General features: G+C 62.9%; 20 protein-coding genes. 6 read left to right on the top strand and 14 right to left on the bottom strand.

Going from position 1 to position 19,465, the window contains the following annotated elements; translation table 11 throughout:
* Positions 1-40 precede the first annotated feature (40 nt).
* A complete protein-coding gene (locus ACWGTI_RS09480; RefSeq protein ID WP_454586859.1) occupies positions 41-1,699 on the top strand; it encodes an ABC transporter substrate-binding protein in 1,659 nt (552 codons plus the stop codon).
* 145 nt (positions 1,700-1,844) lie between these two features.
* Complete coding sequence (locus ACWGTI_RS09475) at positions 1,845-4,265, top strand: GcvT family protein (RefSeq protein WP_454586858.1); 2,421 nt, start codon at positions 1,845-1,847, stop codon at positions 4,263-4,265.
* Between the two features lie 26 nt (positions 4,266-4,291).
* Here ACWGTI_RS09475 and ACWGTI_RS09470 read toward each other — a convergent pair whose 3' ends face one another.
* A complete protein-coding gene (locus ACWGTI_RS09470) occupies positions 4,292-5,197 on the bottom strand; it encodes an allantoinase PuuE (RefSeq protein ID WP_454586857.1) in 906 nt (301 codons plus the stop codon).
* A gap of 31 nt (positions 5,198-5,228) precedes the next feature.
* Entirely contained in the window at positions 5,229-6,296 is a 1,068-nt protein-coding gene (locus tag ACWGTI_RS09465) for a pyridoxal phosphate-dependent aminotransferase (protein ID WP_454586856.1), read from the bottom strand.
* Between the two features lie 223 nt (positions 6,297-6,519).
* Between ACWGTI_RS09465 and ACWGTI_RS09460 the strand changes: the two genes are divergently transcribed.
* A complete protein-coding gene (locus ACWGTI_RS09460) occupies positions 6,520-7,455 on the top strand; it encodes a LysR family transcriptional regulator (RefSeq protein WP_454586855.1) in 936 nt (311 codons plus the stop codon).
* On the opposite strand, the gene ACWGTI_RS09455 is transcribed toward ACWGTI_RS09460, so the two are convergent.
* The 3 genes from ACWGTI_RS09455 to ACWGTI_RS09445 form a co-directional block, all read right to left on the bottom strand.
* Positions 7,406-8,143 (bottom strand): SDR family oxidoreductase, encoded by a 738-nt coding sequence (locus ACWGTI_RS09455; RefSeq protein ID WP_454586854.1) that lies wholly within the window; start codon positions 8,141-8,143, stop codon positions 7,406-7,408. The two genes, ACWGTI_RS09460 and ACWGTI_RS09455, sit on opposite strands and share 50 nt — an antisense overlap.
* A gap of 157 nt (positions 8,144-8,300) precedes the next feature.
* Positions 8,301-8,909, bottom strand: coding sequence for an NAD(P)-dependent oxidoreductase (locus ACWGTI_RS09450; protein WP_454586853.1), 609 nt, complete (start codon positions 8,907-8,909; stop codon positions 8,301-8,303).
* A gap of 36 nt (positions 8,910-8,945) precedes the next feature.
* The gene (locus tag ACWGTI_RS09445) at positions 8,946-9,596 is read right to left on the bottom strand and encodes a DsbA family protein (protein ID WP_454586852.1); all 651 of its coding nucleotides are present in this window, start codon (positions 9,594-9,596) and stop codon (positions 8,946-8,948) included.
* A gap of 87 nt (positions 9,597-9,683) precedes the next feature.
* On the opposite strand from ACWGTI_RS09445, the gene ACWGTI_RS09440 reads away from it, so the two are divergent.
* The 3 genes from ACWGTI_RS09440 (at position 9,684) to ACWGTI_RS09430 (ending at position 11,220) form a co-directional block, all read left to right on the top strand.
* Positions 9,684-10,601, top strand: a complete 918-nt coding sequence (locus ACWGTI_RS09440) for a LysR family transcriptional regulator (RefSeq protein ID WP_454586851.1) — start codon at positions 9,684-9,686, stop codon at positions 10,599-10,601.
* 86 nt (positions 10,602-10,687) lie between these two features.
* Complete coding sequence (locus ACWGTI_RS09435; protein WP_454586850.1) at positions 10,688-10,963, top strand: hypothetical protein; 276 nt, start codon at positions 10,688-10,690, stop codon at positions 10,961-10,963.
* Between the two features lie 65 nt (positions 10,964-11,028).
* Positions 11,029-11,220, top strand: coding sequence for a hypothetical protein (locus ACWGTI_RS09430; protein WP_454586849.1), 192 nt, complete (start codon positions 11,029-11,031; stop codon positions 11,218-11,220).
* A 49-nt stretch (positions 11,221-11,269) separates the two neighbouring features.
* On the opposite strand, the gene ACWGTI_RS09425 is transcribed toward ACWGTI_RS09430, so the two are convergent.
* From ACWGTI_RS09425 to ACWGTI_RS09385, 9 genes are all read right to left on the bottom strand, one after another.
* The gene (locus ACWGTI_RS09425) at positions 11,270-11,437 is read right to left on the bottom strand and encodes a hypothetical protein (protein ID WP_454586848.1); all 168 of its coding nucleotides are present in this window, start codon (positions 11,435-11,437) and stop codon (positions 11,270-11,272) included.
* Complete coding sequence (locus ACWGTI_RS09420) at positions 11,430-12,458, bottom strand: ROK family protein (protein WP_454586847.1); 1,029 nt, start codon at positions 12,456-12,458, stop codon at positions 11,430-11,432. The genes ACWGTI_RS09425 and ACWGTI_RS09420 overlap by 8 nt, the downstream gene beginning before the upstream one ends.
* On the bottom strand, positions 12,458-13,183 hold the full coding sequence (locus tag ACWGTI_RS09415) for a ribulose-phosphate 3-epimerase (protein ID WP_454586846.1): 726 nt from the start codon (positions 13,181-13,183) through the stop codon (positions 12,458-12,460). The genes ACWGTI_RS09420 and ACWGTI_RS09415 overlap by 1 nt, the downstream gene beginning before the upstream one ends.
* A gap of 4 nt (positions 13,184-13,187) precedes the next feature.
* On the bottom strand, positions 13,188-14,009 hold the full coding sequence (locus ACWGTI_RS09410; protein WP_454586845.1) for a sugar phosphate isomerase/epimerase family protein: 822 nt from the start codon (positions 14,007-14,009) through the stop codon (positions 13,188-13,190).
* A gap of 34 nt (positions 14,010-14,043) precedes the next feature.
* The gene (locus ACWGTI_RS09405; protein ID WP_454586844.1) at positions 14,044-14,886 is read right to left on the bottom strand and encodes a carbohydrate ABC transporter permease; all 843 of its coding nucleotides are present in this window, start codon (positions 14,884-14,886) and stop codon (positions 14,044-14,046) included.
* A 5-nt stretch (positions 14,887-14,891) separates the two neighbouring features.
* On the bottom strand, positions 14,892-15,788 hold the full coding sequence (locus tag ACWGTI_RS09400; protein WP_454586918.1) for a carbohydrate ABC transporter permease: 897 nt from the start codon (positions 15,786-15,788) through the stop codon (positions 14,892-14,894).
* A gap of 139 nt (positions 15,789-15,927) precedes the next feature.
* Entirely contained in the window at positions 15,928-17,175 is a 1,248-nt protein-coding gene (locus ACWGTI_RS09395; protein WP_454586843.1) for an ABC transporter substrate-binding protein, read from the bottom strand.
* 107 nt (positions 17,176-17,282) lie between these two features.
* Positions 17,283-18,428, bottom strand: coding sequence for an ABC transporter ATP-binding protein (locus ACWGTI_RS09390; protein WP_454586842.1), 1,146 nt, complete (start codon positions 18,426-18,428; stop codon positions 17,283-17,285).
* 86 nt (positions 18,429-18,514) lie between these two features.
* Complete coding sequence (locus tag ACWGTI_RS09385; RefSeq protein WP_454586841.1) at positions 18,515-19,465, bottom strand: PfkB family carbohydrate kinase; 951 nt, start codon at positions 19,463-19,465, stop codon at positions 18,515-18,517.

Here is a 19,465-nt window from a genome sequence, read left to right as displayed (position 1 = left end):
GGGAATGAACGGGCGGAAAGCCCAAACCGGAGAAGCAACAATGGCACTTTTCAGGAGCAACGGTGACCGCGTCCCGGCGGTCATCGAAAGCTGCGCAGATGAAGTCAGAAGCGGCAGGATGGACCGCCGCGAATTCCTTGCCATGGCGAGCGCGATGGGCGCCTCGACGGCGTTTGCCTATGCTATGGCCGGCCTACCCGCGCCGGCCGAAGCTGCTGCAATGGAGCCCGGCAAGAAGGGCGGTATCCTCAAGATGCAGATGATCATCAAGGACATGAAGGACCCGCGCACATGGGACTGGTCGGAGATGGCCAATGTGCTGCGCCAGTGCAACGACTACATGATCCGCTACACCCAGGACTTCACCTTCGAGGGCCATCTCATCGAAAGCTGGGACGTCAGCGACGACGCCACCGAATACACGCTGCATGTGCGCAAGGGCGTGAAATGGTCGAACGGCGACGAGCTCAACGCCGACGACATCGTCTTCAACATCGAGCGGTGGTGCGACAAGGCGGCCGAGGGCAATTCGATGGCCGGCCGCATGGCCACGCTGATCGATCCTGCCACCAAAAAGGCGATCGCCGGCGCCATAACCAAGGTGGACGACCACACGGTGAAGCTCAAATGCGGCCAGTCCGATGTCACCATCATCCCCGGCTTCGCCGACTATCCCGCCATCATCGTCCACCGCGACTTCGACAAGAACGGCGCCGACATGACCAAGACGCCCGGCACCGGCCCGTATGAACTCATCTCATACAAGGTAGGCGACTCGGCCTCGGTGCGGCGCCGCAAGAACTTCACCTGGTTTGGCGGCGAAACCTATCTCGATGGTGTCGACTGGACCGACTACGGCACTGATGCTTCCAATCCGGCCATTGCCAGCGCCTTCGAAGCCGGCGAGATCGACTGCAACTATCAGACCGTCGGCGGCACGGTGGACCTCTACGACGACATGGGTCTGGTCAAGGAATCCGTCGTCACAGCCGGAACGATCGTGCTGCGCACCAACGTCAGCAACAAGCCCTATGACGACAAACGGGTGCGAAACGCCATCCAGCTCGCCGCCGACAACGAAACGGTGCTGAAGCTCGGCTATAGTGGCCTTGGCCAGGTCGCCGAAAATCACCATGTCTGCCCGATCCATCCCGAATATTATGAACTGCCGAAAGTGCCGCGCGATCTCGCCAAGGCCAAGGCGCTGATGACCGAGGCCGGCCAGATGGATCACGAGTTCGAGCTCATCTCCTACGATTCGGACTATGTGAAGGACCCTGCCGACGTCGTTGCCGCGCAGATGCGTGAGGCCGGCTTCAAGGTGAAGCGGACGATCATCCCGGGCACCTCGTTCTGGAACGACTGGACGAAATATCCGTGGTCGACCACCGAATGGGGCATGCGTCCGCTCGGCGTACAGGTGCTGGCGCTTGCCTATCGCAGCGGCGAAGCCTGGAATGAGACGGCCTACGCCAATCCGGAGTTCGACAAGAAGCTCAATGCAGCACTCGCCATCGCCGATACGGCCAAGCGCAAGGAGCTGATGAAGGACGTCGAGTTCGTCCTGCAGGATTCTGGCGTTCTGGTTCAGTCATTCTGGCGCTCGCTCTACCGCCATCACGCCACCTATGTGAAAAACCTCAAGATGCATCAGACGTTCGAACTGCAGCTGGAGAAGGTCTGGCTCGACAAGGCCTGAGCAGAAATATCCAGGGGGCCGCTTGATCGCCCCTTGGAGTTTCGCCAAGGCGACGAGACGAATTCATCTACCGGAACAGCGCAATCGCAATGCGCGGTTGGAAGCACAACAAGACGGTCGCCGAACAAAGGGAAGAAATCCGAATATGCGTACCCATGCACAAGCCGTTGTCATCGGTGGCGGCCTGATCGGTTGCTCGATCCTCTATCACCTCGCCAAATTCGGCTGGTCCGATGTTGTGCTGCTGGAGCGCGACGAACTGACCTCCGGCTCCACCTGGCACGCGGCCGCCAACATTCACGGCCTACATGACTCCACCAACATCAGCCGCCTGCAGCACTACACCATGGCGCTCTACAAGGAGCTGGAGACGGAGACCGGGCAAGGCTGCGGCATCTTCCAGCCAGGCTCGCTCTATCTCGCCCAGACCGAAGCGCGCGAACACCAGCTGAGGCTGCAGGCAGCCAAGGCGCGGCGCTACAAGATGAATTTCTACGAGGTCGGCCGCGACGAAGCCGAACGGCTGCATCCGCTGGTCAATTTCGACGGTATACGCTGCATCATGTACGAACCGGAAGGCGGCAATGTCGATCCCTCCGGGGTGACGGCCGCCTATGCGGCAGGCGCGCGCCAGCGTGGCGCCGAAATCCACCGCTTCACGCCGGTCACCGCGACCGAAGCGCAGCCCGACGGCAGCTGGATCGTGCGCACGCCGAAGGGCGATATCCGCACCAACTGGGTGGTCAACGCCGCCGGCCTGTGGGGCCGCGAGGTCGCCGCCATGGCCGGCCTGCAACTGCCGCTGATCCCGACCGAGCATCAGTATTTCGTCACAGAGACCATCCCTGAAATCGCTGCCATGGGCCGCCGGCTGCCCTCGGTCGCCGACCGCGACGGCGAATATTATCTGCGCCAGGAAGGCCTCGGCCTGTTGATCGGCGCCTATGAGCGCAACATGAAATTCTGGGCCGAGGACGGCACGCCGCTCGACTTCGGCCACGAACTGTTTCCCGACGATCTCGACCGCATCGAGGACAATATGATGCGCGCCATTGCGCGGGTGCCGGCGGTCGGCAAGGCGGGCATCAAGCGCGTCATCAACGGCCCGATGATCTGGTCGCCCGACAGCGCGGTGCTGTTCGGGCCGGCGCCGGAACTCAGCAACTATTTCTGCTGCAACGGCATCATTCCCGGTTTCTCGCAGTCGGGCGGCATGGGCAAGCTGGCGGCAGAATGGATGATCGAGGGCGAGCCTTCGCTCGACATGTTCGCCTGGGACATGGCGCGCTTCGGCCATTGGGCCGGCAAGGCCTTCACCAAGGCCCGCGTGCAGGACCAGTACAGCCACCGCTTCAAGATCCATTTCCCCAATGAGGAGCGTGCTGCCGGGCGCCCGGTCCGCACGCGCCCTGCCTACGAGATGCAGAAGCAGATGGGCGCGGTCTTCGGCCTCAACTTCGGCTGGGAGCATCCGCTGTGGTTCGCCGCCGAGGGCGAGCCGCGCGAGGAGACGAACGGCTTTACCAGGCAGAACTGGTGGGGCCCGGTCGGCCGCGAGGCACGCATGCTGCGCGAGCATGCGGGCATCATCGACGTCTCGAACTTCGCCAAATACGAGGTCAAAGGGCCAGGCGCCGAGGCCTGGCTGAATTCGCTGTTCGCCAACCGCATGCCGGCCGAAATCGGCCGCTCCTGTCTGACGCCGCTGATCGGCAAGCGCGGCGGCATTGCCGGTGACTTTACCGTGACGAAGCTTGGCCAAGACGAGTTCATGGTGTTCGGCTCCGGCATGGCCGAGCGCTTCCATCAAAGATTCTTCAAGGCGGTTCCCTTGCCCGAAGGCACGACCTTCCGCTCGCGTACGGAGGAGATGGCAGGCTTCAACGTCGCGGGTCCGAAGTCGCGCGAATTGCTGCAGCGGCTCACCAATGCCGATCTGTCAACGGAGACATTTCCGTTCATGCGCTCGCGGCGGATTACCGTCGCCGGCGTCGACGTGGTGGCATTGCGTGTCTCCTTCACCGGCGACCTAGGCTGGGAACTCTATTGCCCGGTCGCCAATCAAGTTGAGCTCTACAGCGCGCTGCTCAAGGCTGGCAGTGAGGTCAGCGCCGGCCCGGTCGGCTCGCGCGCGCTGATGTCGCTGCGAGTCGAAAAAGGCTATGGCAGCTGGAGCCGAGAATACTCGCCCGAATATTGGCCGCAGGAGGTCAAGATCGATCGCCTGGTCAAGATGGACAAGGGCGACTTCCTCAACCGCGACGCCTATGCGGCAATCGCCGACAAGCCGGCGCGCGATCAACTGATCATGCTGTCGATCGCCGCCAACGATGCCGACGCCACCGGCGGCGAGCCGATCTTCCTGCCCGACGGCACGCCGATCGGCCAAGTCTCGTCAGGCGCCTACGGTTACTTCGTCGAGCAGTCGCTGGCGCTCGGCTATGTCAAGGCGGGCTCCGCCAGGGCGGGCGACAAGGTGTCGGTCGCGATCCTCGGCAGGCCGCATGACGCGGTGCTGTTGAGCGAGCCGCCCTTCGATCCCGAGGGCAAGCGGCTGCGGGCGTAAGCAGGCGATTAGACCGGAGCGACGGCTCAGCCGCCGAAGCGGTCGAGCCAGTGTCGCGCGAGGTCCGATCGGCGGCAGATCCAGATGTCGGGATTGGCTTTGATCTTGTCGAGGAAGCGGGCGAGCCCGATCATGCGGCCGGGCCGCGCGGCGAGCCGGCAGTGCAGCGAGACCGTCATCATGCGCGGTGTCGTCTGGCCCTCGGCCAGCAGCCAGTCCACCCCGTCGCTGACATAGTCGAAGAACTGGCTGCCGGTCTCCAGGCCCGAGCCGCGCGAAAAACGGCTGTCATTGTTGTCGAACGAATGCGGCACCACCAGATGCCGCTTGCCATCGACGTTGACGAAATAGGGCAGGTCGTCATTGTAGTCGTCGCAGTCGAACAGGAAGCCGCCGTGCTCTACCAACAGCCGCCTTGTGTTGAGGCTGGGCCTGCCGGTGTACCAGCCGAGCGGGTGGATGCCGGTGATCTGCTTCACCGTGTCGACAGTCATGGCGATGTGCTCGCGTTCCTCCTCCTCGCTCAGCGGCGCATAGTCGATCCAGCGCCAGCCATGGCAGACGATGTCGCTGCCGAGCTCCGCAATCGCCTTGCCGGCGGCCGGGTTGAGTTCCAGCGCCCGCCCGACGACGTAGAAAGTCGGAACGATGCCCTTGTCCTTGAACAGCGAGGCGAGCCGCCAGACGCCGACGCGCGAGCCATATTCATAGAGCGATTCCATGTTGCGGTTGCGCAGGCCGGGTACCGCTGGAGATACGGCAAGATCCGACAGGATCGTCTCGGAAACACCGTCGCCCTCGTCGATGCTGTATTCAGCGCCTTCCTCGTAGTTGACGACGATGTTGAGCGCCAGTTTGGCGCCACCGGGCCACGCTGCGGCAGGCGGTTTTTCGCCATAGCCGATGAAGTCACGGGCCGGCAGATATGGCATCGCTCAAATCTCCTCGAATCTCATCGCAAAGTCAGCCGCCGCGCAGGTCGGTCAGGATGCGCAGCGCCCTGTCCATCATGTCCTGCGGGCCAACCGTTGCGCGCAGGCAATCGCTCAGGCCGTAGCCGCCGAGGTTGCGCACGATGATGCCGGCGCTGCGCAAGGCGGCGTCTGCGGCCACCGCTGTGCCCGTGTCGGGAAAGCGGATCAGCACAAAATTCGTCCGGCTTTCGGGAACGGCGTAGCCAGCTGCTCTCAGATCCTGCGCAAAGCGGTCGCGAATCGCGGCCGTGCGCACCACCGTCTCGCACATATAGGCCTGGTCGTCGATTGCCGCGACCGCCATTGCGAGGCTTGGCGTGGTGACCTGGTTGGAGTTCTGCAGCTTGCGGATTTCAGCTGCGACATCAGGCGGGAACAATCCCCAGCCGACCCGCGCGCCGGCCAGTCCATAGGCTTTGGAAAGGCTGCGCAGCACGACGGTATCGCCGCGCGAGACGAGCGCAAAAACAGGCTGCGGATCCTGGTCGTCGAACTCGCCATAGGCCTGGTCGATCACCAGGAGCACGTCGCCGCGCAATCCGGCGCGCAGGCGCAGCAGTTCGGCATTGCGGATTCGGGTGCCGGTCGGATTGCCGGGATTGCAGACGAAGACGATCCGCGTCGCCGGTGTAACGGCGGCGAGAATGCTGTCGACGGACACGACGAAGTCGCGTTCCACCGCCTTGATGTAGGCAGCACCGACACGCGAGGCGGCGGAGGCCGCGAAATTATAGGCATAGGCGGTGGCGAGCACTTCGTCGCCTGGGCCGGCAAATGCCGCGATGGTGCAGCTGATCAGGTCCATCGATCCGGCGCCGCACAGGATCAGCCCGCGTTCGACGCCATAAGCTTGCGCGATCGCTTCGCGCAGCATGATCCAATCCGGATCGGGATAGAGATGGCTGCGCGCGATCGCGTCCTGGCCAGCGGCGATCGCTTTGGGGCTTGGCGGGAAGGCGCTCTCGTTCTGGGCAAGGGTCGGCCGATCATTGCCGCCGAAATTCGCCAGCGCGAAGGCCGACATCGCCTCGATATGGGCGGCGGCCTTCAGCGGCATACCAGAACAATCCTGATGACGCTCATTTCCCCCGAACTGCCTCCGTTGGACCGGCTTTCGAGCAAGCTACAAGCCGCCGGCCTGTTCACAAGCAAAAACTCGCCGCGCAATGGCCGCGAAATTCTGGCCCTTCTGTCCGCGCAATCGGATGGGCATCGGCGTCAATGGTTGCAAAAGGCCGGGCAAGACCCGAAATGTTCGAGACAACGGGTCCGGAAACGGTATGCATCCAAGATTGCTCAAGACGTTCCTCGCCGTGGCGCGGCACCGCAACATTACCCGCGCAGCGCGGGAGGTTCATCTGGCGCAGTCGAGCGTCAGCGACCAGATCCAGTCACTGGAAAGCGAAGTCGGCGTTGCCCTCTTCATCCGCTCACGCCAAGGCCTCGATCTGACGGCGGCCGGCGAAGTGCTGAAACCCTATGCCGAAGAGATTCTACAGCTGGCGGACGAGGCGCGAATTGCTGTCGAGGCAATGACGGGAACGACCGCCGCGACGGTGACGGTCGGCGCGCTGGAGACGATCGCCGCGGTGAAACTTCCGCAATGGCTGGCGGCCTTTCGAGGCGACCATCCGGAGATCGGTCTGCGGCTGAAAATCGCCGGCAGCGATGCTCTGCTGCGGCAGCTCGAAGAGGGCGAGATCGACGTGGCCATCTGTTTCGACAAAGGTGGGCTCGACGAACGCCTGGCCCGACGCACGCTAACAGCCGAGCCGTTGGTCCTTGTCGCCTCCGCCGAAGATGCGGCTGTATCGCGACAGAACGACCTTGCCGCGCTCGCCGCGCTGCGTTTCGTGGCAACGGAAACCGGATGCGTCTACCGGCATCTGTTCGACACGGCCTTTGCGGAAACAGGTGTAGGAGCGCCAAGACTTGCCGCCGAAGTCGGCAGCATCGGCGCCATTGTGGGCCTGGTGGCGAGCGGTGTCGGCATGGGCCTTGTGCCGCGGCTTGCGGTCGCCGATGCGCTCGATCGCGGCGAGATCGTCGAACTGCCGTGGCCGGGTTCGGTCCGTACAGCGTCGCTGGTGATGATCTGGCGCCGCCGCCGCGTGCAGCCGCCGGCGCTGAAACTGCTGCTGGCGGCAGCCAAGACTTTCGGCCCGGTCAGATCAGCCGGTGACCGCCCTCGACATGCAGAACCGTCCCTGTTGTAAAGCCGTTGCCCATCAGGAAGGCGATGGCGTCGGCAATGTCGTCCGGTTGTCCGACACGTCCGACCGGCAGCCGCTTGGCCATTGCATCAAGCGTCTCGTCCTTCTTGTCGCCGGCAACGAAGTGCCAGATCGGCGTGTCGACCCAGCCTGGCGAGACGGCGTTGACCCGGACCGGCGCCAGTTCGACCGCGAGCGCCCGTACCAAACCTTCCAGCGCCGCGTTGACGGCGGCGACGACCGAGCCGCGCGCCGCCGGCCGGTAGGCGGCGATCCCCGAGGTGAAGGTGATGGAGCCGTTGGCCGAAAGCTGCGGCGCGCCATGTTTGGCGAGCAGCAGCGGCCCGTAGAATTTGCTTTCGACCACCCTCTGGGCGGCCCTCAGGTCGATTGCGGGCAGCAATTCATAGGCGCCTTCGATATCGGCCGCCGTGCTGACGATATGGTCGAGCCGGCCGATGCGCCCGAACAGGTCGGCGACTTTATCTTCCTGTGCAATATCGGCTGCGATGACGTTCAGATTGGCTGGGTTCTGCAACGTCTTGCCGGCGCACTCCAGTTTGTCCGCGTTGCGCCCGACGATGATGACTTCGGCACCGGCGTCCAGACAGCGCCTTGCCAGCGCCAGGCCCATGCCGGAACTGCCACCGACAATGACGATTTTTGATTTCGCGATTTCCGTATCTGCCATGTTCCGTTCCGATCCTGAACCGTTTCGGGCGAGATTTCGCAGACCGGCGGCAGGAGCGGAAACGGAAGAAAACGATAGCGCCATCGGAAGTTCCGATGGCGCTATCGTCGATGGGTCGCGAGCCACTCCGTCGAGTGGCTCCTATGCATTAATGCGATCAGTAGCCGACCGTGAAGCGCTGGCGGATGTGTTTGGGCTTTTCGATCTCGTCGGCCATGACGATGGCGTAATCCTCGAAGGAAATGCTGCTGCCCTTGTCTGACGTCAGCAGCGTGTCCTTGCCGATGCGGTAATTGCCGGTCCGCTCGCCGGCAACGAACAGCGCCGATGGCGACAGCAAGGTCCAGTCGAGATCATTGACCGTCCGCAGCGTGTCGAGGAAGTCGGCGCCCTTCTGAGCCTCGGCCTTGTAGATATCAGGGAAGGTCGGTGTATCGACCAGGCGCTTGCCTGGCGCGACTTCGAGGCTGCCGGCGCCGCCGACGACGAGGTAGCGCTTTACGCCGGAAGCACGCACCGCCGCGATCAGCGTGTCGGGGTCGCTGTCGAGGAAATGCACCGACGAGATCACTGCGTCATGCCCCTTGATCAGGGCGGCAAGACCATCCTTGTCGAAGACGTCGCCCTTCTTGGCGGTCACGCCCGGAAGGGCTGCAATCTTGTCGGGATTGCGGGCGATGGCGGTGATGGAATGGCCGTGATCGGAGAGCTCTTTCAGCAGGCGTGAGCCAACCTGGCCGGACGCGCCGATGAGTGCGATTTTCATGGGGATTTTCCTTTCGTTGGGGAGGATGTTTTCAGGTCACGCCGCCTGGATATGGGCGACGAGATTGTCGTAGCTGCCGAACAGCGCGTTGGCGCCGATCAGGCGGGGCGTTGCCTGGCGGATCACCGCGAGCGCCGGCACGCCATTGGCGTTGAGCCGCTGGAACAGCGACCGGCCGCGCCCTTCAAGATCGCGATACGACGTCATCAATGCGTCGGTCGGCGCCTTCAGTAGCGTGGCTGCATCGCTCATCCCGGCATCAGTCAGCACCGCGGCGACGCCGTCCGTTGTGACGATGTCGCGGCCATCGACGTAGCGGGCGCGCTGGATCCCCTTGAGCGCGGCCAGCCGCCGGCGCGGCTCGTCGAGACCTGCCGCAACAATGCCGAGCGTGGCGGCGCTGGAATCGAGCAAGGTGCCGCTGACATTGAGCACTTTGTCGAGATAGGCCTGGGTGAAACGCTGTCCGCTCAGCCTCTCGATGCGCTGGTCGTTCGACCAGGCATGGGCGGCAAAGCCTGCATCCAGCGGCCGTGCGCCCGCGCCGGAAAACAGCCCGGTCGGCACAAGCTCGAGTGCAATGCCGCTGTCGGCCAGCCTGTCCAGCATCGGCGTGGCGCCATAGCACCAGCCGCAGAGCGGATCGAAAAGATAGGTCACATTTGCGTCGGTCACGGCAAGCCTCATTGGTTGCCGGATAAATGGCAGGCAAGCGGCTTGCGAAAAATAGCGATCAATCGTACAGACTGTCTGATCAGATCGGACAATTAGGTCATGACCGAGCTTCTGAACCTCAACCGACTCGTCTACTTCACCACCGTGGTCGAGACAGGCTCGTTCACGGCGGCAGCAGACCGGCTCGATGTCGCCAAGGCTGTGGTCAGTCATCAGGTCGGCAAGCTCGAGCAGGAGTTGGGCGCGACGCTGCTGCGGCGCACGACAAGGCGCGTTGCGCCGACGGAAGAGGGGCGCCTGTTCTATGACCGGGCAGCCATCATCCTGCGCGAGGCCGAAGCCGCCTATGGCGACATCTCGCAGAGCGCCTTGAAGCCAAGCGGGATGCTGCGGCTGACGGCGCCGCTGGACTATGGCGAGAAGGTCGTGGCGCCGACCATCGCCGCCTATCTCCGAAAGTATCCGAAAATGCGGGTCGAGACGATCTTCGACGACGCTGTCAGCAATCTGGTCGACGAGCAGATCGACCTCGGCATCCGCGTCGGATGGCTGGCCGATTCCAGCAATCTGGCGCGGCGGTTGGGCAGCCTGCAGCAATTCGTCGTCGCCAGCCCGGACCTCGCCACCAGGCTGCCGAAGGATGCCAGCCCCAGGCTGGCGAAGTCACTGCCCTGGGTCGCCAATGCGCAATTGCGCGGCGTCGGCCAGTGGCTGTTTTCGAAGGGCGAAGAAACGGTGCTGGCCGAGCTCAATCCGGTAGTCAGCTGCGACAAGACACCGGGCGTGCTGTCCTGCGTGCTGGCCGGCATCGGGCTCGGCATCTTCCCCGACTACAGCGTCGCCGACGACATCGCGCGGGGCCGGCTGGTGCGGGTGTTCGCGGATTGGACCTTGCCGTCCGGCGGCATTCATGCCGTCTTTCCGCCGGCGCGCTTCAGACCGGCCAAGGTGCGCGCCTTTGTCGACCTGCTGGTGGCGGCTGAAAGAAAGCGCGCGCGCAACGCTGTCTCGGGGTGATGTTGGCGACGCCGAAGCAGGGAACCTTTGTTCGCCCAGCGCTTTTGGATATGCTGCGCTTTTGAACCGTCAGAAGGGTATTGCCGATGACCACCAAGATGTTCGCGACCTGCGCGCTCGTTCTCGCTGTGGGCTGCAGCCTGGCCACAACGGCCATCGCCAAGGAAAAGCATCGTCATCGTCAGCCGGAACCAGAACGCTACGTTCCCGCCCATCGCGACCTCCTCTACGCCCTGTTCGGCGGCCCGCGTTACTATGACAAGATGCTGATCACCACGGCGGCCGGCCCCTGCTCCTATGACCGGATCGGCCCGGACGCGAATGCGTTGAACAAGATCAACGACCACCATTGCGGGAAGTAGGCGCGACGACGGCGGTGTCTTCCGCCTTTGGCCTGCAACGCTAGTTACCCTGGTGGGATATTTCGATGACTTTCGCCGATCAACACTGGTCTTCGTCTGAAAAGAAGGTCGCCCGCAGCGCCTATGATGCGGCACTGAAGGTGGCGCTCGACAAGACGATAGCCGATCTGAAAAGCAAGGTCGGCGCAGCGACGACGCCGTCCGAGATGTGGGAAGTCGAAGACTTCTTGCGGCAACAGCGACGCAAGCTCGACTAGCTCTTCGACTATCGCTACTCCCAGCTTATAGAGGCCTTCGCCAGTCCCATCAGGCAAGGCTATCTCGAAGAGAATCTCCTTTGGGCTCGTCGGAAGACAAGCGGCAGATGATCCGAAAGTACTCTGCCTGGAGCGCAGATGAGTAAGCATCCAGCCCACGGGAGCGCAAAGCGCTACCATAGGATTTGCGCGCGCCGCGCAATTTGAGCTCAGCCATGGCTTGCCTCCCTGGCATCGGCGGTCGCGCCGCTGTCCGTGTCGTCCTGCGCCATCGCCAGTGGCAAACCCGGTTCGCCTTCCCACAGGATCAGGCTGGCAGCGCCGATCAGCCCGGCGCGGTCGCCAAGCTCGGCCTGCACGATCGGAACGTCGCGGTAGGCCGGCATCGCCCGCTGCTGGACGACCGCCGCGATCGACGGCGCCAGCAGGTCGAAACCGTTGGACAAGCCGCCGCCCATCACGATCAGATCAGGCGAATAGAGGTGCAAGAGATTGGTGAAACCTATGCCCAGCCATCTGGCTTCCGCCTCCATCAGGTCGAGAGCGTCGGCGTCGGCGGCCCGCGCGGCGTCGACGACATGCCTGGCAGAGACGTCGCCGTCATTCGACAGGCGCCGCAGCAGCGAGCCGTCGCCCGGCGCGGTCAGCCGCGTGGCGCGACGTCCGAGCGCGGTTCCCGAAGCAACAGCCTCGAAGCAGCCGATGGCGCCGCAAAAGCAGCGGTCGCCTTCGCCCGTGATGGTCATGTGGCCGATCTCGGCCGCCAGTCCGCGCCTGCCGTGATAGATGTGGCCGTCGGCGACGACGCCGCCGCCAATACCGGTCGACACGGTGACGAACACCAGCGATCCGCTGCCGCGTCCGGCACCGAAGCGCCATTCGCCGAGCGCTGCCGCATTGGCGTCGTTCTCCAGCCGCACCGGCAGGCCGAAATGCTGCCCCAGAATGTCGATCAGCGGCACGTCGTGCCAGCCGGCCAGCGTCGGCGGCGCAATCACGATCCCCGCCTTGGGGTCGAGCGGGCCGGGCGCGCCGACGCCGATGCCGGCAATTTCGGCCTGCGGCTGCTGCGCCATGAGATCGCCGGCGAGCGCGATGATCTGGCCGATCACCGCCTCCGAGCCCGCGCCGGCAAGCGTCGGCGCCGAGGCATGAGCTACAATACGGCCATCGCTTTCGACCAGCGCGCCGCGCAGCGCCGTGCCGCCGAGATCGAAGGCGAGCGCAAGCTTGCTCATCAGGCGGCAACCTCCAGCCCGCCCAACCAGGCCATGCGCTGGGCAAGGTCGGGGTCGCCGAAGGCGAGCGATCCCAGCACCACGGTTTCCGCACCTGCGGCGCGCAGCAGCGGCACGGTCTCGTGACGGATGCCACCATCGGCGGCAAGCACGATGTCGGCTTCACGGCCGGCTTTGCGCATCAGCGCGCGCGCCTCGATCAGGCGCGGGCACGCCTGCTCCGACAGGCTCTGGCCCTTGACGCCGATCGAGGTGCCAAGCAGCGTCACGAACGCCACCTCCGGCAGGAAGGGCGCGACTGCCGCAACCGGCGTTTCCAGCCGCAGGACCACGCCGGCCTCTGCGCCGAGTTCATGCGCCAGCTGCACGGCGCGCAGGCCGGCCTCGCCGTTTTCGGCGTGCACGCTGATCAAATCGGCGCCGGCCTCGATGAATTGCCGCGTCTGCGCCTCGACCATCTCGGCCTCGACCATCAGATGCACATGAATGGGCTTCGCCGTCAGCTTTGCGATGCGCGCCACCAGATCCGGAAAGAACAGGAAGCCAGGAGTGAAGCGGGCGTCGGCGACATCGATATGGTGCATGTCGGCATGGGCTTCGATGCGTTTGAGGTCGCGCTCCATATTGGCGAGGTCAGCCGACCACAGCGAGAATTCGCCGATCAGCCGGTTGCGCGGCAAGGCCGCGATTGCGGCAGGGCCGGACAGGGATTTGCTCGTTGTCATCGTCTCAGGCTCCGTAGCCGCGCATGGTCTGGCGGTTGGTCTTGACTGCTTTGGCCGGATCGGCGGCCGCGGTCTCGGATTCCTCCTCCAGCACCAGCCAGCCGTTGAAGTTGGGTGCGGCGCTGGCGACCTCGATTACCTTCGCCGTATCGCAGACGCCCTTGCCGAGCATCGCCCAGGTGCCGCTGGCATCGACATCCTTCAGGTGCACATAGCGGATGCGGTCACGATAGGTGGTGAGCGTGTCGGCCATGTCCTGACCGCCGCGCAAGATGTGGCCGGTATCAGGCACCCAGCCGACCAGCGAGGCGTCGATCAGGCCAAAGAAGCGGTCGTAGTCGGCGCGGTCGAACAGCAGCGTGTTGTGATGCGAGCTCGGATGCACGGCGACCTGGACACCTGCCTTGCGGCCGATCTCGCCGGCTCTGTTGTAGACCTCGGCGGAGATGGCGAACTTGTCGTCGCGCGGGCCGTCCGAGACGACGGTAGCCGAGCCCATCGACACCAGCGCGCCGGGAAATGCGGCGGCGAAATCGATCCAGCGTTTCGCTGTCTCGAGGTCGGCGCCGATCTGATCCTGCAGCGTAAACCCGCTCTTCGAGCCGAAGGCGAAGGACACCAGCGTCAGCCCGGATGATTTCAGCGCGACGGCGAACTCGGCCGGCTTGCCGGCATAGCGGCCGATCATCGTGTCGGTGATCTCGATGCCGGCGTAGCCGCCATCGGCGATCGCCTTCAACAGATCGTCGGGACCGCCGGCAAAACGGTCTCCGAGCATTTCCCAGGTAAAGGTCTGGCAACCGACTTTCAGGTCTTTCACGATCATCCTTTCATTCCTTGATACTGCTCCGTGGAACATCCTACTTGACCGAGCCCGCGGTCATGCCGGCGAGGAAGAACCTCTGGGCAACGAGGTAGATAACCAAGAGCGGTAGCGAGCCGAGCACGCTCATCGCCATCATCTGGTTCCATTCGAAGGCGTGCTGCCCCATCAACAGCTGGATGCCGATCGGGACGGTTCGCATGGACGTCGACTTCGTCAGCGTCAGCGCAAAAAGAAACTCGTTCCAGCACAACAGGAATGTGTAGACCGACGTCGCCACGATGCCAGGCAGTGAAATCGGGACGATCACCCGCCAAAGCGCTGTCCAACTGGTGCCGCCGTCGACCGCCACCGCTTCATCGAGATCGCGGGGCAAGGTGTTCAGATATCCGGTCATCAGCAGGATCGCGTAAGGCAGCGTAAACACCAGGTAAGTCAGGATCAGTGCGACATAGGTGTCGAAGATGCCATATGAGACGACAAGCCCGAAGAAGGGGATCAGAAGCGTGATCGGCGGTATCGTCTGCGTGCTGATGATGAGTGTGTTCAGGCTTCCCTTGCCGCGGAAGTTGAAGCGGCTGAACCCATAGGCCGCCAGCAAGGCAATCAGCACAGTCAGCACGGTCACCGCTCCCGCCACGAAGTAGCTGTTGAAGAAGAAGCGCAGCTTTACCGGGTCGCCAAGAATGGCTGCATAGGCTTCCAGCGTGAAGGACTTCGGCAGGATGGTTGGTGGCAGGGCAAAGATTTCGGTATTCGACTTGAACGAGCTGCTGAGCATCCAGTAGATCGGGAAGGCCGCGAAAAAGAGCCCTGCGGCAAGCGCGACATGGAGGGCGACGGTGATCAGCCTGTCTTTCGGTGTGTGCCTTTTCCTCATGGTGACTACCGGGCCCTTTGATAGCGGATGTAGAACAGCGTCAGGCCAAGAGAGATCAGCAGGATGACCACGGCGCTCGCCGACGCCTGCGACAGGTTGTAGCTCGAAAACGCCAGCTTGTAGGTGTAGGTGCTGAGGACTTCGGTCGCGTAGATCGGGCCGCCGCCGGTCGTGATCCAGATCAATGGAAAGACCTGCATGGTCCAGATGAAGTCGAGCAGCGAGATGCTGATGATGATCGGCATCAACTGCGGGATGGTGATGAAGATCAGCTTCTGGTAGGCCTTCGCCCCGTCGATATCGGCGGCCTCGTAGAAATCCTTGGGAATGCCCTGCAGGCCTGCGAGCAGGCTGACCATGAAAAGCGGATAGCCCGCCCAGATATTGGCGAAGGTGACGGCGTGCAGCGCGGTCTCGGGCGAGGAAAACCACTCGACCTTGGAGCCAATAATGCCCACCTGCATGAGAATGCTGTTCACGACACCGTTCGGCTCAAGCAGGAGACGCCAGATCACGGCGATGATCACCGCCGTGAACAGCCAGGGCAGTATGTAGAGCACCCGCAGAATGTTGCGCAGCGTCGGATTGATGCGGTCGCTGTTCAGCATGAGTGCGAAGACCATGCCAATGGTCATGTGGAAAACGACACTCATGCATGTGAAGTAGAGCGTGTGCCACAGCGAGGCCCAGAACACCGGATCGTCGAAGATGGCCTGGTAGTGTTTCAGCCCGGCAAAGGATGGGTCACGACGCAGAACCGCGCTGTTCTGGAACGAGTAGCCAATCACCGTCACCATGGGCAGCAACATCAGAAGGCCGATGATGACGAGCGAGGGCGACAAATAGAGATAGGGTGCGATCGCTCGTTTCAGTCTATGGTGAGAGCGCTTCTGCCGGGTCATGTTGCCAACCATGGATAAGCCTTCAAGAGAAGGTGAGCTTCAAAAACAGGGCCATCTCAAATTGCCGATCCGTTGTTGCCGGGTGGCCTGCCCGAAGTCAGGCCACCCGGCCGAAGATAGCAAACGGTAAACAGGCCGATCAGAATTTTGCCATCCAGCCCTTTTGCGCGGCTGCGGCCGCCTCCTGCGGCATTTGCTCACCGGCAAGCATCTTTTGAGCCTGCACGTCGAACTGGGTCATCAGGTCTTCGGCCACAGGCAGGCCCGTGAACTCGTTGGCGAGATAGCCAGTCTTGAAGATTTCGAAAGCCTTGCCGAAGGCCTTGTCGGACGTCACGAAGTCGGGCTTGGCGTTGACGTTGCCCGGGAAGGCGTTTGCGAGCGATACGAGCTTGGCGTTCACCTTTTCACTCATCAAATATTGGACGAGTTTCCAGGCCTCCTCCTGATGTTTCGAGCCAGCAGAGATGCCGATGCCCCAGGAGGCGTAGGGAAGGCCGCGCTTGCCGGTATAGTTTTCCACGACCGGGACCGGGATGAGGTCGAAGTTCAGTTTGGGATTGCGCTTGCGGATGAGGTTCACATGCGCGAGCGAGTCGATCATCATCCCGACGCGGTCGTTGACGAATTCCTCGACCTTTTCCTGTTCGGTCTTGGTGGCGATGCCGGGCGAGATGGTGCCGGCGTCATTGAGCGATTTGACGAAGGTGAGCATATCCACCACCGGTTTGCCTTCGAGGTCGGGCTTGCCGTTCGCCATCATCGATTGGCCCGATGCCCAGACCCACGACATCAGATCGTTCTGGACTCCGCCGGGGGACTGCAGCGACAGGGGTAGCACCCAGCCATACTGGTTCTTGTCGGCATGGGTCATCTTCTTGGCGGCTTCGAGAAATTCCGCGCGGGTGGACGGTAGCTTGGTCACGCCGGCCTGGGCAGCGAGGTCCAGATTCACGAAGACCGGATAGACGAACGAAGCCACGGGAAACATGACAGCCTTGCCGTCCACCTTGATGATATCGGCGACTTGGGCTTTATCGAACTTGCCCGCATCCATCATCGGGTTCATGTCGGCCAGCGCACCCTGCGCGTTCAGATTGTTCACCCAGGCGCCATCGAGACCGACGACATCGCTGAGCGTCCCCGTTGCAGCGCCCACCGAGATCTGGTCTCGCGTGGTCGCGTAGGGGCCGCTGACCAGCGTCACCTTGATTCCGGGGTTTGCGGCCTCGAAGTCATCCATGATTGCCCTGAGCGAGCCGGCCGGCAATTCTGGCTCCCACCATTGCGTGAATTCCAGCGTCGTGTCCGCCATGGCGCCGGTTGCGCCAAGCAACCATGCGGCTGCTGCCATTTTCAGCATCGTGGGTTTTATACGAAACGTCATGTTCTCCTCCTTCTTTAAGATCGACCGCACAATGCTGCCGATCGTCTGGTTATTCAGAAGTCTTCTTCGCAGGCGCCTCGCTCTCGCCTGCGGTCTTCCACCGATCTTCAGATCGCCAGATGCGTCTCGGGATCGAAGAAATGGAACTTGGCATCATCCACGGCCAACCGGATTTCCGAGCCGGAGCGGACTGCGCTGATCGGCTCGAACCTCGCCACCGCGTTCGATGCCAGGCCAAAATCGTCCACAGCGTCCGGATCGCCGGAGTCCACCCGGACCGCGTCGATGTTCAGATGGACGATCTGTTCAGAGCCGAGCTCTTCGATCGAAGTCACCTTTGCCGGTATCGTCTGATACTTGCGGCCGGATTCGAGGCTGCTGTCATAAAGATCCTCCGGTCGGATACCGAACACGACCTTGCGCCCCTCATACGAGCGCAAGCCGGACCGGCTGACGAACGCCGCATCCTGCAGCCGGATGGCGAAGGTGCCCGACATCAGTTCGTCGCCGGTCAGGGTCGCCTCGAAAAGGTTCATCGAAGGAGAGCCGATGAAGCCGGCAACGAAGGCGTTCACCGGCGATTCATAGAGCCTCTTGGGTGTGTCGACCTGCTGCAGCACGCCGCCTTTCAACACCGCGACCCTGTCCCCCATCGTCATCGCTTCGATCTGGTCGTGGGTCACATATATGGTCGTGACACCGAGCTGCTTTTGCAGGCTGGTGATTTCGGCGCGCATTTGAACGCGCAGTTTCGCGTCCAGATTGGAAAGCGGTTCGTCCATGAGAAAGGCGGCCGGCTCGCGCACCATGGCGCGGCCCATGGCAACCCGTTGACGCTGTCCGCCTGAAAGGTTCGCGGGCTTGCTGTCCAGCAGGGACGTCAGCTGAAGGGTTTTGGCGATCTCGTCCACGCGCTTCTTGCGCTCGGCTTTCGGCTTGCCTGCCAGCCGCATCGAAAAGGCGATATTTTCGAAGACCGTCATATGCGGGTAGAGCGCGTAGCTCTGGAAGACCATCGCGATGTCGCGGTCCTTGGGCGGCATGTCGACGACGTCGATTCCGCCGATCCGAAGGCTGCCGCTGGAAATATCCTCCAATCCCGCGATCATTCGCAACGCGGTGGATTTACCGCAGCCGGACGGCCCGACGAGAATCAAGAACTCACCGTCCTCGACCGATAGGTTCAATTGGTCGATTGCGCGAAAATTGTTCCCGTAGGTCTTGCATATATTTTCAAGAATGACTTCTGCCATCTTCCTCCCTCCACAAGTCTAAGCCGCTGTTTTTTCTTACTATTCTCGGCTGTGTTCACTTGCGATATTTCCTCGGATAGTTCAGGTTATGTTCCGGTATCAAGCTGCGCATATTTCAGCTCGACTGCCGACGGAGCGTTCGCTGATGCCAGGAGTTCGGTGACCTGGTCGTCGGTCGGAAGCGCCTCGCGCCCGCCCCGTCCCGTTATCGAAAGAGCCGCGGCCCCGGCCGCGAATGCCACCCGGCCTGCGGTGTCGGCTCCGCGCGTCAACGCATGGGCATAGGCGCCATGAAAGCAGTCACCGGCGCCGGTCGAGTCGACGACGGCAACCCGGTGCGGAGGCAGGTGCCAGAGCCCTGTCTCGTCGCGTCCGCGATAATAGACACCCCTGCCGCCGTCCGTCAGAACCACGGCGGACCGCGACGGCAACCACAATGCATCGAGTATCTCGGCCGGCGATCGGCGGCCCGTGGCAGTCCGCGCAAAGCCGAGTGGAAGAATGAGATGGTCGCAAAGCGCGATCAGCCGCTCCGTGGCTAGGCCGCCGGTCCATTCGATATCGCCGAGGATCGCAAGGCCGAGATCGCGAGCCCGAGCCACGACATCCAGTGACCGGATCGCGTAGCTATCGACGATCAGGACGGTCGCGCGGCTGAGGATATCGTCCGGAAAGTCCGGCGCGGTACCCAGCATTGCATCGTCGTCATACGCGATGAACCGTTCCCCGTCCGAGCCGACGGTGATCCGCGAGCGCACCGGGCGCGCATCGGCGTGGCGCGGCGCGAACGCGATTTCAACGCCGCTCGCAACGAGATCGCACAGCACGGCGTCGTCGGCGGCACTGCCCAGCCATCCGACGAACCCGGCGCTTCCGCCGAGCCGCACGACGGCGGCCAGCGCCGTCGCCACATTTCCCCCGAAAGCACGGGCACTTTGCAGAACCTTCCCCTTGCCCGCCGACAACGGCTGATCGACATAGACGATGTCGTCGATCGCGATAGCTCCGAAGCCGAGGATTGAAGGGACGGTGGGCAT

This window comes from Mesorhizobium sp. ArgA1, assembly GCF_053714375.1.
This window is presented reverse-complemented; position numbering and strand designations above follow the sequence as displayed.